The organism is Rhodococcus sp. BP-261 (genome assembly GCF_019835205.1).
Lineage (GTDB): Bacteria > Actinomycetota > Actinomycetes > Mycobacteriales > Mycobacteriaceae > Rhodococcoides > Rhodococcoides kyotonensis_B.
In genome coordinates this window covers 134,830-148,153 of sequence record NZ_JABUCO010000001.1, presented here as the reverse complement: position 1 = coordinate 148,153, position 13,324 = coordinate 134,830, and the positions used below count along the sequence as shown (strand labels likewise).

The following is a 13,324-nucleotide window of genomic DNA, read 5'->3' as shown; positions in this document are numbered from 1 at the left end:
CAGTGAAGACGGTCAGTGAGCGGGACGGGGAGAGACAGACGATGACACCGGAGGCAACGCAGTGAGACAGATCCTCTTCGCCGGAGGCATTGCGCTCGCTGTGGCGATCCTGCTGACGCCAGTGCTGATCAAGGCGTTCTCCAGGCAAGGTTTCGGCCAGGAGATCCGGGTCGAGGGCCCGGCGAGTCATCAGTCCAAGCGTGGCACCCCGACGATGGGCGGCATGGCCATCCTGGCCGGCCTCTGGGCGGGCTACTGGGGTTCGCACCTCATCGGCATCGCGTACGACGCCGACGGCCCGTCGGCGTCGGCACTTCTCGTGCTGGGGTTGACCACGGTCCTCGGGCTCGTCGGCTTTCTCGACGACTTCATCAAGATTCGCAAGCGTCGCAACCTCGGCTTGAACAAGACGGCCAAGCTCGTCGGCCAGCTGTTCGCCGCGGTCATCTTCGGCATTCTCGCGTTGCAGTTCCGCGGTCCGAACGGCCTCACCCCTGGCAGCACACAGTTGTCGTACGTCCGCGACATCGCGACGGTCAGCATGGGTTCCGTCGTCTTCATCCTGTTCTGCTACTTGCTGGTCAGCGCGTGGTCGAACGCGGTGAACCTGACCGACGGCCTCGACGGCCTCGCCGCGGGATCGATGACACTCGTACTCGGTGCGTACACCGTCATCACGTTCTGGCAGTACCGTCAGGCATGCTCCACCAGCCCCGGCCCGGGCTGCTACGACGTGCGCGACCCGTTGGACCTGGCGCTGATCTGCGCGTCCGCGGCAGGCGCGTGCATCGGGTTCCTGTGGTGGAACGCCGCCCCGGCCAAGATCTTCATGGGTGACACCGGCTCGCTCGCCCTCGGCGGTCTGCTCGCCGGACTGTCCATCGTGACGCGCACCGAACTCATCATGGTCGTCATCGGTGCTCTGTTCGTCGCCGAGGCTGCATCGGTTCTGATCCAGATAGCCGTCTTCCGATCGAGTAGGCGACGCGTGTTCCGGATGGCCCCGATCCACCATCACTTCGAACTCGGGGGATGGGCGGAGACCACGGTCATCATCCGGTTCTGGCTGCTGGCGGCGATCTCCTCGGCGGTCGGTCTCGCGTTGTTCTACAGCGAATATCTCGCGGCAGTCGGAGGGTAGGGCCCCGTGACGCAGGAGTGGAGCCCGCAGGAACGACCAGGGAGACAGACAAGACTTCGCGCGCTCGACGACGAGGAGCTGACGCGACTGCGCGGGCGCACCGTGCTCGTGGCGGGCGGACGCGTCTCCGGGCTTGCGACGGTTCCGCCGCTGCAGGATCTCGGTGCTCACGTCCTGGTCACCGACTCCGACGCCGGCGCTGTCGCGAAGGCGGAAACGCTCGGTGCCCGAGGAATACTGCAGGACGATCTGTTGGCGAACCCGGCATCGTTCGACGACATCGCCCTCGTCGTCACGAGTCCGGGACTGCGCGTCGACTCGCCGGTGCTCGCTGCGGCCGCCGGTCGCGGCATCCCGATCTGGGGTGACATCGAGCTGTCGTGGCGCATCGACAGGGCCGGGCTGTACGGACCGCCGACGCAGTGGCTCGTCGTCACCGGCACGAACGGGAAGACGACCACGACGTCGATGGTGGCGTCGATCCTGGAGTCGGCAGGGATCGAGAGTGCGGCGTGCGGCAACATCGGCCTCCCGGTGCTCGACGCGTTGCGTCGGGATCCGCACCCGGCCGCGTTGGCCGTCGAGCTGTCGTCGTTCCAGCTCTTCTGGGCACCGTCGGTGCGTCCGGAGGCGGGCGTCGTGCTGAACATCGCCGAGGATCATCTGGATTGGCACGGCGGTATGGACGGCTACGTTCGCGCGAAGGCGGGCGCGTTGACGGGGCGCGTCGCCGTGGTGGGCCTCGACGACGCGCGGGCCGCGTCACTGGCCTCGGATTCACCCGCCGAACGGGTTGTCGGATTTCGCCTGGGTGAGCCGTCGGTCGGCGAGCTGGGCGTCGTGGGTTCCGATCTCGTCGATCGTGCGTTCGCCGAGCACACGTCGTTGATCTCGGTCGACGACGTGCATCCTGCGGGACCCGCGGGCGTCATGGATGCGCTCGCTGCGGCTGCAGTGACGCGGGCGATCGGCATTGCGCCCGACACGGTTGCGGACGGGCTGCGTTCGTATCAGGTCGGGCCGCATCGCAACGCGGTCGTACGAACCGTTGCGGGCGTGACGTTCGTCGACGATTCGAAGGCCACCAACCCGCATGCCGCGCGGTCGTCGCTGCTCGCGTACGACCGCATCGTCTGGATCGCCGGAGGGTTGCTCAAGGGTGCGGCGGTCGACGAATTGATTGCCGAAGTCGCTCCGAGGCTTGCCGCGGCGCTCGTCATGGGCCGTGATGGGACGCAGATCGCACAGGCTGTGGCGCGACACGCGCCGGATGTTCCCGTCGTGACGTTCTCGACGGGAGACGATGCTGATGTGACTCGTGTGGCTGAAGATGCTGATGTAGTGATACAGGCCGTCGTGCGCGAAGCCGCCCGCCGAGCCGAACCCGGAGACACCGTCCTGCTCGCGCCTGCTGCGGCGTCTCTCGACATGTTCGACGACTACGGGCATCGCGGTCGCAGTTTCGCCGATGCGGCCTCGGCGCTCACCGACACCGACGTGGTCGACGGCGGCGAGCAGTCATGAGCACCGGCACCCCGCGCGCCGGAGCACGCGCCAGGGTCGGAGTGTGGCTCGGACGGCCTCTCGCATCGTTCCACCTGATCGTCACGGTCGCGGCGCTGCTGACGCTGCTCGGCCTGGTGATGGTGTTGTCGTCGTCGGCCGCGGAGGCGTATGCAGCCGACGGGTCGGCGTACTCGCTGTTCACGCAGCAGCTGATCGGTGTGGGTCTCGGCGTCGTCGCGTTCTACATCGCACTGCGAATGTCCGTGCGCTTCCTGCGCAAGATCTCGTTCCCGGTGTTCTGCCTGTCGATCGTGCTGCTGATGATGGTCCTCATACCGGGCATCGGATCCGAGGGAGCGGACGGCGCGCGCCGGTGGTTCAACGTCGCGGGCGTCTCGTTCCAGCCGTCGGAGCTCGCGAAGGTCGCGCTCGTGCTCTGGGGCGCGCACATCCTGGCATCCCGGCGCAGTGAGCACGCGAGCCTGAAGTCGCTGTTGATCCCGTTGGTTCCGGCAGCGCTGCTGATGGCCGGGCTCATCGTGCTCCAGCCCAACCTCAGTACGGCGATCGCGGTCGGCATCATCCTCGTGTCGCTGTTGTGGTACGCCGGTCTCAATGCGCGCCTGTTCGCGATCATCCTGGGCGGCGGTCTGGCCGCGGCGACCGTGCTCGCGTTCACCGCAGGCTACCGATCGAACCGCATCAAGGCGTGGCTCAATCCCGGTGACGATCCCCAGGGCCTCGGATATCAGTCGAACCAAGCCAAGTTCTCGCTCGCGGACGGCGGACCGTTCGGTGTGGGTCTCGGGCAGAGTCGCGCCAAGTGGAGCTACCTCCCGAACGCGCACAACGACTTCATCTTCGCGATCATCGGCGAAGAACTCGGTTTCATCGGATGCATGGGCGTCCTCGGACTGTTCGCGCTGTTCGTCTTCACGGGCCTGCGCATCGCGATGCGGTCGGTCGATCCATTCCTCCGACTGCTGGCTGCCGGGTCCACCACCTGGATCTTCGCGCAGGCGATGATCAACATCGGATACGTCGTCGGTCTGCTTCCGGTGACCGGTCTGCAGTTGCCGCTCGTGTCGTACGGCGGTTCGTCGACGGCGATCACGCTGTTGATGTTCGGCATCATCGCGAACGCCGCGCGGCACGAGCCCGAGGCGATCGCGGCGCTGCACGCGGGCCACGACAGCCGACTCGACCGTGTCCTGCGCCTGCCGATGCCGTCGTCGTTCTCGCCGATGCGCGCGGCAGCCGCACGGTCGAAGTCGACGCGGCCTGCCCTCGACGGTCGTGCGCGCCGCTCGCTCGAGCAGCGCGCCGGGGACGCCAGACGTCCCGTGCGCGCCGACGCAGGTGTTCGTGCTGGTAGAGACGGTCGAGTGCCGTCCGGCGGACGTCAGCCCGAACCGAGTCGGCGGTCTGCACGGCAACCCGGGATGCAACGCCGACATCCGGATGGGCGAGGATACGGACGGTGAACGTACGTACGAGTCCGAAGTCCGTCGTCCTCGCGGGAGGGGGAACCGCGGGTCACATCGAGCCGGCAATGGCCGTCGCCGATGCGCTGCGCGAGCTCGACCCCGATGTCCGTATCACCGCGCTCGGCACATCTCGTGGCCTCGAGACCACGCTCGTTCCGGCGCGCGGCTATCGACTCGAACTGATTCCGCCGGTCCCGCTTCCGCGTAAACCGACGGTGGACCTGCTGAAGCTGCCCGGGCGCGTCGTCGCATCGGTCCGACGAACGCGGAAGGCGCTGAAGGATGCCGACGCCGACGTGCTCGTCGGATTCGGGGGATACGTGGCATTGCCTGCGTACCTGGCGGCACGCGGTGGTCTCGGCAAACGTCGTTCCGTACCGATCGTCGTGCACGAGGCGAATGCGAGCGCAGGTATAGCGAACAAGGTCGGAGCCCGGCTCGCGACGCGTGTCCTTGCGGCCGTGCCCGGATCCGGTGTCTCGATGCGCGGCGCCCAGGATGCCGAGATCGTCGGAATCCCGGTGCGGCCGACCATCACCGGGTTGGACCGCGTCGCGTCCCGTGCCGCGGCGCGTGAGCACTTCGGTCTTCCCGCCGAGGGGCCGGTGCTGCTGGTGTTCGGCGGATCGCAGGGTGCCAGGTCGCTCAATCAGGCGGTGTCCGGGGCCGCGTCGGCACTCGCCGACGCGAAGGTGTCGGTTCTCCACGCACACGGCCCGAAGAACACCGTCGACGTCGGACCCACCGACCCCAGCGCGCCGTACGTAGCGGTGCCGTACGTCGATCGGATGGATCTGGCGTACGCCGCAGCCGATCTCGCCGTCTGCCGCTCGGGCGCGATGACCGTCGCCGAGGTGTCCGCGACCGGACTGCCCGCGGTGTACGTTCCACTGCCACACGGAAACGGTGAGCAGGAGCTGAACGCGCGGCCCGTCGTCGACGCCGGTGGAGGTTTGTTGGTGACCGACGCGCAGATGAACGAGAATTTCGTGGCGACGGAGATCGTCGGCCTGATCACCGATCCCGAGCGGCTCGCGTCCATGGCGCGAAACGCGGCCGGGGCAGGCCACCGCGACGCGGCGGCGACCGTCGCGAAGATCGTGCTCGACGTCGCGTCGGCACACGAGAACGGCGCGCTCGCGACGTGAAGACCGAAGGGGACGTGATGACCGAAGGGACGGACATGTCCGAGCTTCCCGCAGAGCTCGCGCGGGTACACATGGTCGGCATCGGCGGCGCCGGTATGTCCGGCATCGCCCGTATTCTGCTGGCCCGCGGCGGACAGGTGTCCGGCTCGGACGCCAAGGAGAGCCGGGGCGTACTCGCGCTGCGTGCCCGCGGCGCCGAAGTGCGGATCGGGCACGACGCGTCGGCGCTCGACATCCTGCCCGGCGGACCCACCGTCGTCGTCACGACGCACGCCGCCATTCCCAAGACCAATCCAGAGCTCGTCGAGGCGCGCAAGCGCGGAATCCCGGTCGTGCTGCGCCCGGCCGTGCTGTCGTCGTTGATGGAGGGCTACCGCACCCTGCTGGTGTCCGGCACGCACGGCAAGACGTCGACGACGTCGATGCTGGTCGTCGCGCTGCAGCACTGCGGCTTCGATCCGTCGTTCGCGGTCGGCGGCGAGCTCAACGAAGCCGGAACCAACGCGCATCACGGCAGCGGAGACGTGTTCGTCGCCGAAGCCGACGAGAGCGACGGGTCGCTGCTGCAGTATTCGCCGAACGTCGTCATCGTCACCAACATCGAGGCCGATCACCTCGATTACTTCGGCACCGCCGAGAAGTACGTCCAGGTGTTCGACGACTTCGTCGCCAGGCTCGACGAGGGCGGCGTCCTCGTGGCATGCATGGACGATCCGGGCTCGGCTGCGCTCGCCAAGCGAGTGCACGCCCGCGCGCTTCCCGGCGTTCGGGTTCTCGGGTACGGATCCGAGGACGTCGACGCGGGGGATGTCGAGATGGCCGTCCGGCTGCTCGGCTGGGAGCCCGAGGACGCGGGTGGCGTCGCGCAGTTGCTCGTCGCGGGGGAGGACAAGCCGCGCACGCTGCGACTGGGCGTGCCCGGACGGCACACGGCGTCGAACGCGTTGGGTGCATTCACCGCCGGCCTGCAGGTCGGTGCGGACATCGACGACCTTCTCGCGGGCCTCGCCGGCTTCGGAGGCGTGCACCGACGGTTCCAGATTCGCGGTCGCGAGCACGGCATCCGGGTGTTCGACGACTATGCGCATCACCCCACCGAAGTTCGAGCGGTGCTCACCGCAGCGCAGCAGCTGGTGGCCAGCGCGGCAGGGGAGAACGGCGAGCGCGGACGTGTCGTCGTGGTGTTCCAGCCGCATCTCTACTCGCGGACCGAGACGTTCGCGTCGGAGTTCGGCGCCGCGCTCAGTCTCGCCGACGAGGTCGTCGTGCTCGATGTCTACGGTGCCCGCGAGGAACCGCTGCCCGGTGTCACCGGAGCCTTGGTCGCCGCCGCGGTCACCACGCCGGTGAACTATCAGCCGGATCTGTCGCTCGTCGCGAAGCAGGTCGCCGGGCTGGCCGCGCCGGGCGACGTCGTCATCACGATGGGTGCGGGTGACGTCACCATGCTGGCCGGGCCGATACTCGACGCGTTGCGTTCGAAGACCGACTTTCGAACTGGGCAACGCCAGGCATCGGAGTGAATGCTCGCTCGGGGCGGTCCGAACGACCGCCCGGCACCGACGCGAACCGACGCGATCGGCGTCGAGCACGGTCGCGCAATTCCGAAGATGTCGCAGCCGATCCGTCACCCGAGGCGCTCGACCGCGAACGCCGACGTGCCGCGCGCGAGGAAGAACGCCGGCGGGTCAAGCGATCTCGTCGACGCGGGCTCCTGATCGCGTCGGCGGTCGTCGCCGTGATCGTCGCGGGCGTGATCGCCGTCTACTTCACCCCGTTGTTGACGGTGCGGTCGATCGAGGTCGACGGGAACTCGTCCGTCTCGACCGAGGAAATCGTCGGCGATCTGGCGATTCCGCTGGGGGAACGCCTCGTTCACGTCGACACGGGTGCCGCGGCGCAACGCGTCGCGGGAATTCCCGCGCTGGCGTCGGCCCGTGTGCAACGCATGTACCCATCGACGGTGCGCGTCACCGTCGTCGAGCGCGTTGCGGTGGTGTTCGTCGACCAACCGGACGGCACACACCTTCTCGATTCCGACGGCGTCGACTTCGCGGTCGCACCGCCGCCGCCGGGGACGGTGCGTCTGGTCACCGACACTCCCGGCGTCGACGATCCGGCAACGGAAAGCGCTCTGGCAGTGCTCGATTCGCTTCCCGAATCGTTGCGCGGCATGGTCGGGGAGGTGCGCGCGTCGTCGATCTCGGACGTGTCGATGCTGCTGCTCGACGGACGAACGCTGGTGTGGGGCAACCGAGACAATGCCGAGCGGAAATCCGCTGTGGCTCTTGCTCTCATGTCGCAGCCCGGACAGATACTGGACGTCTCGAGTCCGGACCTTCCGACGACCAAGTAGATTGTCCTTACATCGGTCCGAATCCCACGCGACACACGAATCACAATTTCTTCGGTGTCGCTCGGCGCGCCTAACGGCGGATGGTGGCACCGATGCATAGCGTTCCCTCCAGTCGAATACTTGACATAACACTGAGCCTGTGGTTGAGGTTGAGGGTTTCCGTCGAGACTTCGACACCAGCAGAACCACGGACCACACAGCAATCAGCTTCATCAGTCAATACGGAAGGCGAGAGCCCATGACGCCCCCGCACAACTACCTCGCCGTAATCAAGGTCGTCGGCATCGGCGGCGGCGGCGTTAACGCGGTCAACCGCATGATCGAACAGGGACTCAAGGGAGTCGAGTTCATCGCGGTGAACACCGACGCGCAAGCGCTGCTGATGAGCGACGCCGACGTCAAGCTCGATGTCGGTCGCGAACTCACGCGCGGACTCGGCGCAGGTGCCGACCCCGAGGTCGGTCGCAAGGCTGCCGACGACCACAAGGACGAGATCGAAGAGGTACTCAAGGGTGCCGACATGGTGTTCGTCACGGCCGGTGAGGGTGGTGGAACCGGAACCGGTGGCGCCCCCGTCGTCGCGAACATCGCACGCAAGCTCGGTGCACTGACCGTCGGCGTCGTGACGCGTCCGTTCTCGTTCGAGGGCAAGCGACGCGGCGGCCAGGCCGACTCGGGCATCCAGCAGCTCCGCGAGTCCTGCGACACGCTCATCGTCATTCCGAACGACCGTCTGCTCCAGCTCGGCGACGCGGCCGTCAGCCTGATGGACGCGTTCCGCAGCGCCGACGAGGTGCTCCTCAACGGCGTGCAGGGCATCACGGACCTCATCACCACCCCGGGTCTGATCAACGTCGACTTCGCCGACGTCAAGGGCGTGATGTCCGGTGCAGGCAGCGCGTTGATGGGTATCGGGTCGTCCCGCGGCGAAGGTCGCGCCATCAAAGCTGCCGAGGCTGCGATCAATTCACCGCTGCTCGAAGCGTCGATGGAAGGTGCTCGCGGGGTGCTACTGTCGATCGCGGGTGGATCCGACCTCGGTCTGTTCGAGATCAACGAAGCTGCCTCGCTCGTTCAGGAAGCAGCCCACATCGACGCCAACATCATCTTCGGCACCGTCATCGACGACTCGCTCGGCGACGAGGTGCGCGTCACCGTCATAGCGGCCGGGTTCGACGGCGGTACGCCGACGCGTCGTCCCGTCGAGGCAGCTCCCGCGTCGGGACGCGGCCCCATCGGGTCGGCTCGATCGGGCGAGGTGTCCTCGCGTGGGCAGGAGTCGACCGAGTCGGGTGCGGTGTTCCGTGACCCCGTCGGCGCTCCGACGAGCAGCAACCTTCCGCCGCTGTCGACGTCCGGCCCCGGTTCGAGCCAGCCGCCGAGCCGTGACTCGGGACGTCGCGTTCCCGTCTCCGACGACGACGGTGACGATGACGTCGACGTACCCTCGTTCATGCGTCGCTGACACGAGCGAACGCGCGCACGAGAGGAACGAGAACACTGAGTTTCAAGGTACGTCGAGTGTCCACCACACGTGCCGGAGGTGTCTCGGCGCCTCCGTTCGACAGCTTCAACCTCGGCGACCACGTCGGCGACGAGCCGTCGGCCGTGGCCGCCAATCGTGAGCGTCTCGGTCGCGAGCTCGGGCTCGGCTCGGATCGTCTCGTCTGGATGGAGCAGGTGCACGGGCGAACGGTCGCCGTCGTCGACGAGTCGACGGTGGGGCCGGTCCCGGTCACCGATGCTCTGGTGACGACGACGCCCGACCTCGGTCTGGTCGTGCTGACCGCCGACTGCGTCCCGGTTCTCCTGTCCGACGAGGAGGCGGGTGTCGTCGCGGCGGTGCACGCAGGCCGAGTGGGGGCCAGGATCGGCATCATTCCCCGCGTTCTCGATGTCATGGTCGAGCAGGGCGCCGAACTGTCGCGTATCGGCGCGTTCCTCGGCCCCGCGGCCAGCGGCAGGCAGTACGAAGTGCCCGCGCACATGCAAGCGGACGTCGAGAAACACCTGCCCGGCAGTGCGACGACCACCGTGCGCAAGACGCCGGGTCTCGACATTCGGGCCGGGATCCGGAAGCAACTGCTCGACGCCGGTGTGTCCGGTGTCGCGGTCGATCCTCGGTGCACGATCGAGGACCGGACCCTCTTCAGCCACCGTCGTGAAGCACCGACCGGCAGGTTGGCCAGTGTGGTCTGGATGGACACGTCCGCGGGCGAGCAGGCGTCGTGACTCCCGAGGCAGGCCGCGTCCAGGAGATCGAGGCGGCGTTGACCGCCGTCCGCGAGCGTCTTCACGCTGCATGCGAGGCCGCCGGGCGCCACGACGACGTCATGCTGCTGCCGGTGACGAAGTTCTTCCCGGCGAGCGACGTCGAGATCCTGTACCGACTCGGATGCCGCGAGTTCGGAGAGTCACGGGAGCAGGAAGCGACGGCGAAGGCGGCGGAGCTGCACGAGACGTTCGCAGACGCTCCCGCCAAGTGGCACATGATCGGTCACCTTCAACGCAACAAAGCCAGAGCCGTTGCACGCTGGGCGCATTCCATACATTCGGTCGACAGCGACCGACTCGTGGACGCGCTGCAGAAGGCAGTGCGACGGGCGCACGACGACGGCGACCGTACGACGCCGCTGAACGTGCTGATTCAGGTGAGTCTCGACGGCGACGTGCACCGAGGTGGTGTCGAACGCGCGGACCTCGCAGCGCTCGCCGACCACGTCGCATCGCGACACGACCTGTCCTTCGCGGGACTGATGGCCGTCCCGCCGCTCGGTGCAGACCCGGATGCCGCGTTCGCCGACCTCGCGCAGCTGCATCGCGACATCCTCGCCGACCACCCCGGTGCGACGCAGTTGTCCGCCGGCATGACGTCCGATCTCGAGTCCGCTGTTCGACATGGATCGACTTGCGTGCGTGTCGGAACCGCAATACTCGGTTCTCGGCCGATAGCCTCGCCAGTACAGACCACGGATCACTCCAGTCACAACTGACACACGGATTGACCACACTGACCGGAGTGGAGCCAGCGGAATGACCAGACTGATCCGGAGTGGAGCCAGCGGAATGACCAGACTGAGCGGAAGGCACGATCGATGAGCACCCTGCACAAGTTCAAGGCGTACTTCGGCATGGTTCCTCTCGCGGACTACGAGGACGACTACCTGGACGAGCCCGATACGCATCGGGGCTCGCGCGGCCGCGACCCGTACGCCGACGACGATCGTGGTGACCGCGAGTTCGCGAAGCCGAGCTTCAGCTCGCGTCGCCCGTCGCGTGCGGAGCTCGACGACATCGACGACGAGTACGACGACTACGAGGCCCCGCGTCAGGCACCGACGTTGGCGCCGATCGGCGGTCGGTCCTCGCGACCGACGTCGTCGGTCGGTCGAGGCGCCGCGACGAGAGGCAACCTGGCAGTGGACACGCGAATGGACGTACGCGCGGAGACGCGTCGCAGCCCGGTCGTCGACGACCAGAGCGCTCTGTCGAAGATCACCACGCTGCGTCCCCGCGATTACAGCGAGGCCAGGACGATCGGTGAGCGTTTCCGTGACGGCACTCCCGTCATCATGGACCTGGTCGAGATGAGCAACGCCGACGCCAAGCGTCTCGTGGACTTCGCGGCGGGCCTTGCGTTCGCTCTCCGCGGATCGTTCGACAAGGTGGCGACGAAGGTGTTCCTTCTGTCGCCTGCGGACATCGACGTGTCGCCGCAGGAGCGACGTCGAATCGCCGAGACCGGCTTCTACAGCCAGCATTGACCGTATTTTCGAGGTGAAATACCCGGCGGTTCGATCGAGCGTTTCAGGTCTCTGACCTGCTCGCTTTGATCGAACCGCTTTTTTCGGGCAGAGTATGAGCTGTGGCCTTGTTCGCGGTTCTCTACTTCGTTCTGTTCATATTCTGGCTTCTGCTGATCGGCCGCATTATCGTCGAATTCATCAGGACGTTCGCGCGTGATTGGCGCCCGTCGGGAATTGTGGTGGTATTGCTCGAGGCGATATTCACGGTGACCGATCCGCCGGTCAAGCTGCTTCGCCGTCTGATACCGCCGGTGAACCTGGGTGGGGTTCGTCTCGACTTGTCGATCATGGTTTTGTTGTTCGGGGTATTCATCCTGATGACGGTCGTACGGAGTTTGGGGTCGTAGCAGTCGATACTTCGGTGAAAGACTTCGGGGCGCGCGCGACCTGCGCAAACCGATGTGACAGAATGGACGCCAGTTACAGTTTGTTTGTTCCGGACCGTGTGGAATGGGATATAACTGAATGCTTGCTCTACCGCCTCAAGACGCGTGAAGGGATCCTTCCATGCCGCTGACTCCAGCTGATGTGCACAACGTCGCGTTCAGCAAGCCGCCGATCGGTAAGCGCGGCTACAACGAAGACGAGGTGGACGCCTTCCTCGATCTCGTCGAGCAAGAGTTGTCGCGACTCATCGAAGAGAACGCAGACCTGCGCCAGCGGGTAGGTGAACTCGATCAGGAACTGTCCGACGCCAAGAGCAACGCTCGCCAGAGCGGTGGCTCCTCGCAGCAGCCTGCTCCGGTTCAGAAGGCCCCCGAGCCTCAGCGCCCGGTCGAGCCGCCGAAGCCTGCGCCCGTCGTGGCGCCCACCCCTGCTCCCGCACCTGCGGCAGCTCAGAGCGGTGGAGACTCGAACATGCAGGCCGCGAAGATTCTCGGCCTCGCGCAGGAGATGGCCGACCGCCTGACGAGCGACGCGAAGACCGAGTCCGAGCAGTTGCTGGGTAACGCTCGTACCAACGCCGAGCGTCTCGTCACCGACGCGCGCACGCGGTCCGAGGCGATGGTGTCCGATGCACGTCAGAAGTCGGAGTCGTTGCTGTCCGACGCTCAGACGCGTTCCGAGACGCAGCTCCGGCAGGCCAAGGAGAAGGCCGATGCCCTCCAGGCCGATGCAGAGCGCAAGCACACCGAGATCATGGCGACGATCAACGAGCAGCGCTCGGTCCTCGAAGGCCGCATCGAGCAGCTCAAGACGTTCGAGCGTGAATACCGTGTTCGCCTGAAGTCCTACCTCGAGTCGCAGCTCGAAGAGCTCGAGAACCGCTCGTCCGCTCTTCCCGTCGACAACGGCCAGGACAGCTTCAACCAGGACAATCAGTCGTCCGGGTACAGCCAGTCGTACGCCAAGGGGAACAACTGAGGTTGCTCGCCTGAACGCGTCGTGCGTCACGGCCGACCCCGGGTCTGAACAACGCCGAGAGGCGCATCGGGAGCGGGGTGGGTCGTGCTGGTACTGACGCTGTGTGCGGCCGCGGTCGGATTCGCGTTGCTGGTCATCGCGTTGATGACCGGCTCGGTCCTGTGGGCGTGGGGTTGCATCGTGGTGTGTGTCCTCGGTGCGGTTCTGCTCCTCGCCGGTGCGTTGATCGGGAGGAAGACCCCGCCCGATCGGTAGTGCAACACCGACGGGGATCCGGTTTGCATCCGTCGTTACAATCGTTGTCAGGCGTCGATCCGGCTATCACCGGGGAGCCTTCGGAAGAACGGCGGGACCACGCGTCTCGCTCAGTAGAACCGAACGGGTCGGCCCGTCACAGCCGTTACGGAAAGTGGCTCGGAGAATCGTCTGACGATCTTCGTGCAAACGGGGTGGTACCGCGGTATCGGCGTCCACACGCCGACGTCGTCCCCGTGCCGAATCTTTGTTCCGCTCCA

General features: G+C 66.6%; 13 protein-coding genes. All 13 read left to right on the top strand.

Annotated elements, in window-relative coordinates:
- Positions 1-61 precede the first annotated feature (61 nt).
- The 13 genes from mraY to HQ354_RS00605 all read left to right on the top strand — a co-directional run bounded on the left by mraY (position 62) and on the right by HQ354_RS00605 (position 13,064).
- On the top strand, positions 62-1,141 hold the full coding sequence (mraY, locus tag HQ354_RS00665; protein ID WP_068420681.1) for a phospho-N-acetylmuramoyl-pentapeptide-transferase: 1,080 nt from the start codon (positions 62-64) through the stop codon (positions 1,139-1,141).
- Between the two features lie 87 nt (positions 1,142-1,228).
- Positions 1,229-2,665: a UDP-N-acetylmuramoyl-L-alanine--D-glutamate ligase gene (gene murD, locus HQ354_RS00660; protein WP_222634083.1), complete on the top strand. Its 1,437-nt coding sequence runs from the start codon at positions 1,229-1,231 to the stop codon at positions 2,663-2,665.
- Positions 2,662-4,131, top strand: coding sequence for a putative lipid II flippase FtsW (ftsW, locus tag HQ354_RS00655; protein ID WP_261768629.1), 1,470 nt, complete (start codon positions 2,662-2,664; stop codon positions 4,129-4,131). The genes murD and ftsW overlap by 4 nt, the downstream gene beginning before the upstream one ends.
- Entirely contained in the window at positions 4,128-5,282 is a 1,155-nt protein-coding gene (gene murG / locus HQ354_RS00650; RefSeq protein WP_222633995.1) for an undecaprenyldiphospho-muramoylpentapeptide beta-N-acetylglucosaminyltransferase, read from the top strand. The genes ftsW and murG overlap by 4 nt, the downstream gene beginning before the upstream one ends.
- A 35-nt stretch (positions 5,283-5,317) precedes the next feature.
- Positions 5,318-6,805: a UDP-N-acetylmuramate--L-alanine ligase gene (gene murC / locus HQ354_RS00645; RefSeq protein ID WP_222634082.1), complete on the top strand. Its 1,488-nt coding sequence runs from the start codon at positions 5,318-5,320 to the stop codon at positions 6,803-6,805.
- Entirely contained in the window at positions 6,802-7,638 is an 837-nt protein-coding gene (locus tag HQ354_RS00640) for a cell division protein FtsQ/DivIB (protein WP_243636765.1), read from the top strand. Before murC ends, HQ354_RS00640 begins: the two co-directional genes overlap by 4 nt.
- A 238-nt stretch (positions 7,639-7,876) precedes the next feature.
- Entirely contained in the window at positions 7,877-9,103 is a 1,227-nt protein-coding gene (ftsZ, locus tag HQ354_RS00635; RefSeq protein WP_068420685.1) for a cell division protein FtsZ, read from the top strand.
- 35 nt (positions 9,104-9,138) lie between these two features.
- On the top strand, positions 9,139-9,870 hold the full coding sequence (pgeF, locus tag HQ354_RS00630; RefSeq protein WP_068420687.1) for a peptidoglycan editing factor PgeF: 732 nt from the start codon (positions 9,139-9,141) through the stop codon (positions 9,868-9,870).
- Positions 9,867-10,631: a YggS family pyridoxal phosphate-dependent enzyme gene (locus HQ354_RS00625; protein ID WP_068420689.1), complete on the top strand. Its 765-nt coding sequence runs from the start codon at positions 9,867-9,869 to the stop codon at positions 10,629-10,631. The genes pgeF and HQ354_RS00625 overlap by 4 nt, the downstream gene beginning before the upstream one ends.
- Before the next feature lie 102 nt (positions 10,632-10,733).
- On the top strand, positions 10,734-11,402 hold the full coding sequence (locus tag HQ354_RS00620) for a cell division protein SepF (protein WP_222633994.1): 669 nt from the start codon (positions 10,734-10,736) through the stop codon (positions 11,400-11,402).
- 101 nt (positions 11,403-11,503) lie between these two features.
- Positions 11,504-11,791, top strand: a complete 288-nt coding sequence (locus HQ354_RS00615; protein WP_068420693.1) for a YggT family protein — start codon at positions 11,504-11,506, stop codon at positions 11,789-11,791.
- A gap of 160 nt (positions 11,792-11,951) precedes the next feature.
- The gene (locus HQ354_RS00610) at positions 11,952-12,809 is read left to right on the top strand and encodes a DivIVA domain-containing protein (protein WP_114330576.1); all 858 of its coding nucleotides are present in this window, start codon (positions 11,952-11,954) and stop codon (positions 12,807-12,809) included.
- Between the two features lie 84 nt (positions 12,810-12,893).
- Complete coding sequence (locus HQ354_RS00605) at positions 12,894-13,064, top strand: hypothetical protein (protein WP_165839562.1); 171 nt, start codon at positions 12,894-12,896, stop codon at positions 13,062-13,064.
- Positions 13,065-13,324 lie beyond the last annotated feature (260 nt).

What these genes read in the sequence shown, in the direction of transcription:
- ftsW (WP_261768629.1), top strand. Translation starts at nt 2,662, where the DNA reads ATGAGCACCGGCACCCCGCGCGCCGGAGCACGCGCCAGGGTCGGAGTG.
- murC (WP_222634082.1), top strand. Translation starts at nt 5,318, where the DNA reads ATGTCCGAGCTTCCCGCAGAGCTCGCGCGGGTACACATGGTCGGCATC.
- ftsZ (WP_068420685.1), top strand. Translation starts at nt 7,877, where the DNA reads ATGACGCCCCCGCACAACTACCTCGCCGTAATCAAGGTCGTCGGCATC.
- HQ354_RS00620 (WP_222633994.1), top strand. Translation starts at nt 10,734, where the DNA reads ATGAGCACCCTGCACAAGTTCAAGGCGTACTTCGGCATGGTTCCTCTC.
- HQ354_RS00610 (WP_114330576.1), top strand. Translation starts at nt 11,952, where the DNA reads ATGCCGCTGACTCCAGCTGATGTGCACAACGTCGCGTTCAGCAAGCCG.